Annotated in this window: 2 protein-coding genes; both read right to left on the minus strand. The window is 59.4% G+C overall.

The window, feature by feature from the left end; all coding sequences use genetic code 11:
* Positions 1 to 2030, minus strand: a 2030-nt coding sequence (locus CVT63_07845) for a DNA topoisomerase I (GenBank protein PKQ27468.1), incomplete at its 3' end; no start/stop codon positions are given.
* A 171-nt stretch (positions 2031 to 2201) separates the two neighbouring features.
* Positions 2202 to 4253 carry a sodium-translocating pyrophosphatase gene (locus CVT63_07850; GenBank protein ID PKQ27469.1) on the minus strand — a complete coding sequence of 684 codons (2052 nt, stop codon included), beginning with the start codon at positions 4251 to 4253 and terminating at the stop codon, positions 2202 to 2204.
* Positions 4254 to 4400 lie beyond the last annotated feature (147 nt).

The following is a 4400-nucleotide window of genomic DNA, read 5'->3' on the forward strand; positions in this document are numbered from 1 at the left end:
GGCGCTTTCTTTTCTGCGGGCGCCTCACGCTTTGGCTTGGTTGGGCACTCCGGATCCAGGCAAAGCTCCCACGGCCTTCTCCCACTGGTCAAAACGCGGATGCGCGGCGTGCCGCACTCCTCGCAGCTCTCCCCCATGGCCAGGATGCCGCCCCTCTGCGGAAGCGGGTACGTCCGGGTGCACTCCGGGTAGTTGGCGCAACCCGCGAAGCGCTTTCGCGATTTCCTGGCGATCTTGGTGGTCATCTCGCCTCCACAGGCCGGGCAGGCGCCAAGGACGGTGTCTCCCCGCATCCCTTCTTTGATCTCGCGGGAGATATCCTCTTTCTCGCGTTCCATGACATCCAGTATCACGCCGAGCTTCTCGCGGCTCATGTTCACCACCAGATCCAAAGTCTTCACGCCTTCGACAATAGCGTCCATATCTCGCTCGAGCTCAGCGGTCATGTCAGGTGTCGTGACCATGTTGGCGTGACGCTCGAGCGCTCTCGACACCGCTATGCCGGTATCGCTGGGCTTGAGCGGGCTGTCGTACACATATCCGCGCTCCACAAGGCCCTGAATGATGTTGTGCCTGGTGGACTTCGTCCCGAGCCCGAGCTGTTCCATCTTTTCGATCAGTTTCCCCTCCGAGTAGCGCGCCGGTGGCTGTGTCTGCTTCGCGGCAAGATCCTTGTCAACGACCTTGACCTGATCCCCCTCTCTCAGCACCGGAAGTTCATCGTTCTTTTTTCTCGCATACGGGTAGTAGCGGAGGAACCCTTCACTTTCTATCACGTCTCCGCGAGCCACGAACGGCTCACCGCTTATGTCGATATCGACGCGGGTGGACCTGGCAAGCGCCCTGTCCGAGAGCGTCGCCATAAAGCGCCGCGCTACAAGCTCATAGACCTTGAACTCCAGGTCGTTCAGTTTTGACTGGTTGGCGGCCGCGGTAGGATATATCGGTGGGTGGTCTGTTGAAAATTTCTTTCCGCGAGTCGGAGTGAGTGTCTTCTTCTTGAGGAGCTCGGACGCAAGCGGCCCGACCACGTCGGCGCTCTCTATCGCGCGCAGTATGTCCGCGAGATCGAGCGATTCCGGGTACACCGTGTTGTCCACTCTCGGGTAACTGATAAAGCCTCTGGTGTACAGGCTCTCCGCCACGCTCATGGCGCGTGAGGGAGGAACGCCGATCGCCGAAGCGGCGGTCAGGAACGCCGTTGTGTTGAACGGCGCGGGTTGAGAAATGACCCTCTCTCGAGTTTTTATCTCCGACACGCGCCCCTCGACCTCGACACGATCGAAAGCGGCCCGCGCCTTTTGTTCTTCTGTGAAGCGCTCCGTCTTATGCCTTGCGGTGAATTGGTCGCCGGCATGATCGAGCGTGACTGTCACCTGCCAGAAATCCTCCGAAACGAAATCGCTTCTTTCTTTTTCGCGATTCACGATCAGCGCGAGAGTGGGACTCTGTACCCGCCCGGCGGAAAGGAACTTCTGCCAGAGCCTGTTCGCGGCAAGCGATATGAATCTTGTGAGCGCGGCGCCCCAGATGAGATCGATATTCTGCCTGGCCTCGCCCGCCTTCGCCAGATTTTCGTCAAGGAGCACGGCATTGTCGAAAGCGTCTCTGATCTCACTGGTGGTAAGCGCTGAAAAACGGGCTCGTGTGATCTTTGCCCCAGCGTTGACCTCACGGACGAGGTCTCTAATGTCGGCGCCGATAAGCTCACCCTCGCGATCATAGTCGGTCGCGATCACTATCTCATCCGCATGCTTCGCGAACTTCTTCAGCGCGCTCACAAGCATCTTCTCTTTTGTCGTCTTGATTATCTCGGCGTCGATCAACGTCTTCGGCTCGACATCCTGCCAGCTCCGATACTCTTCAGTAAAATCGACCTGGAGCACGTGACCACGCATGCCTATGGTTTTGACCTCGCCAAAGGAGTAGACGGTACTGCGGGACCCGCCTTCGCGCGTTGCCTTGCCGCCCGACAGAATCTCCGCGATGCGCCTTGCCGTCTGATTTTTCTCAGTTACGATTAATTTCATCTTAACCTTTTTTGGGGTCAGGCACCGTCTACCTCTCCGTCTACCTTTACGGCGTAGGAGGGTCTGGCAACGTCTACTGCGCAGCGGTAGACGGTGCCTGACCCCGCCGCGTCTACCGCATAGCGGTAGACGCTAAGGTAGACGGTGCCTGACCCCTTTCTTCTTTCTTTTTTATTTGATGAAGAGCGGCACAAACAGGAGCGACACGACTGTCATGACTTTGATGAGAATGTTCATCGCGGGTCCGCTGGTGTCCTTGAACGGGTCGCCTATTGTGTCACCGATTACAGCGGCGGCGTGCGCCGCGGTGCCCTTGCCGCCGTACGCGCCTCCCTCGATGTACTTCTTCGCGTTGTCCCAGGCGCCACCCGCGTTCGCCATCATGATGGCCAGGATGAATCCCGAAATCAGAGCCCCCGCAAGGAAGCCAGCAAGACAATCCTTGCCCATGAACCTCCCAATGAGAAGTGGCGTAACGATGGCCAGACTGCCGGGCAACAGCATCTCATAGATCGCCGTCTTTGTGGTCATGTCAACGCACCTGGCGTAATCGGGCCTGACGCCTTCGACCCCTTCCTTCAAGCCGGATATCTCGCGGAACTGCTTTCTTACTTCCTCGACGACGGCGGATGCCGCACGCCCGACGGCGTTCAGGCAGAGGGCGCTAAAAACAAACGGCAGCACTCCTCCCACGAGCAACCCTGCCATGAACTTGTAATCTCCAATGATGTCGATCATTGACAGGCCGGTCGCCTGGGCAAACGCGGAAAACAGGGCGAGGGCCGCCAGTGCCGCCGCGCCGATGGCGAAGCCCTTTCCGATCGCCGCGGTGGTGTTGCCCACGGAGTCCAGGTTGTCGGTGATCTCTCGCACCTCCGGCTCGAGCCCCGCCATCTCGGCGATGCCGCCCGCGTTGTCGGCGACGGGGCCGTACGCGTCGACCGAAACGACCATTCCTGTTGTGCACAGCATCCCGAGAGCCGCGAGGCCCACGCAATAGACGCCTCCGCCGGGAAACACGCGATTGCCGGTCCAGAACGATACGCTCATCGCTATCGCCACGGCGACTACCGGGACAACGGTGGAGAGCATGCCCACCGCGAGCCCGCGTATGACCAGGGTCGCCGCCCCGGTCTGCGCGCTTTTAGCAATCTCCCGCACCGGCTTGTAGTGATCCGATGTGAAGTACTCGCTTACGAGGCCTATGACAATGCCCGAGACGATGCCCATCAGCAAGGAATAGAACAGGCCGATGTTTTTCCAGCCGGAAATGCCCCAGACGAGAAAGAAAGAGCTTATTGTGGCAAGGGCGGCGGCCGCGTATGTGGACCAGGTCAGCGCGCGTTGCGCCGCGCGTCCGCCAGATTTTGTGCGAACCATCAAAGTGCCGAGGATAGAGCAGATGACCCCGGCGCCGGTCACGGCAAGCGGAAGCACCATCGCTTTCGCGCCTAGTTTCTGGAAGACCAGGCCGCTGGAAGCGATCGCTATTGGCGCTATGATCGCCGCTACATAAGATTCATACAGGTCGGCGCCCATGCCGGCAACGTCACCGACGTTGTCACCGACCTGGTCCGCTATGACCGCGGGGTTGCGCGGGTCGTCCTCGGGGATGCCGGTCTCAACCTTTCCCACCAGATCGGCCCCGACGTCGGCGGCCTTGGTGAATATTCCGCCGCCCACGCGAGCGAACAGCGCGACGCTGGACGCTCCCAGTGAGAAGCCGAGGACTATATTCGCGGAGTTCCACATCCCGAGCACGACTTCGAAGATTATGTAACAGATCGTCAAGCCCAGGAGGCCGAGCCCTGCCACTGTCAGGCCCATTACCGCTCCGCTTCGGAATGCGACCGTAAGCGCGCCGGACACGCCACCGCGGGCCGCTTCCGTAGTTCGGCAGTTAGCGCGGGTAGAAACCGAGAGCCCCACAAAACCGGCGGTCAGCGAACAGAGAGCCCCGAACACATAGCAGAGAGCGGTCTGCCACCCGTTCTGGTTCCTGAGGGCAACCGAGATAAGCACGACCATTATCGCCATGAAGATCGCGACGTATCCGTACTCGCGGCGGATGAAGGCCCTCGCCCCCTCCTGCACCGCTTTTGAGATCTCTTGCATCTTCTCGTTGCCGGGATCGGCCTTCAGAACGAACTTCGCGAATATCGCGGCGACGACCAGGCAGAAAGCGGCTACTCCCGCTACTGCCAGTGGTATCCAGGTGACCATGCATTACTCCTTCCAATACGATATTCAAGCAAAATCGGATAAATCGAGACAGATCGATAAACAGATCACATTATATTGTTGAGCTACGCAAACCGCAACGACCGCGGTCGGAGACGATCTAAAGCCAGGGGTCAGGCACCGTCTACC

Source organism: Candidatus Anoxymicrobium japonicum (genome assembly GCA_002843005.1).
GTDB lineage: Bacteria > Actinomycetota > Geothermincolia > Fen-727 > Anoxymicrobiaceae > Anoxymicrobium > Anoxymicrobium japonicum.

Bases quoted from the DNA above. Each gene is read 5' to 3' on its own strand.
- CVT63_07850 (PKQ27469.1), bottom strand. From the start codon at position 4,253: ATGGTCACCTGGATACCACTGGCAGTAGCGGGAGTAGCCGCTTTCTGC.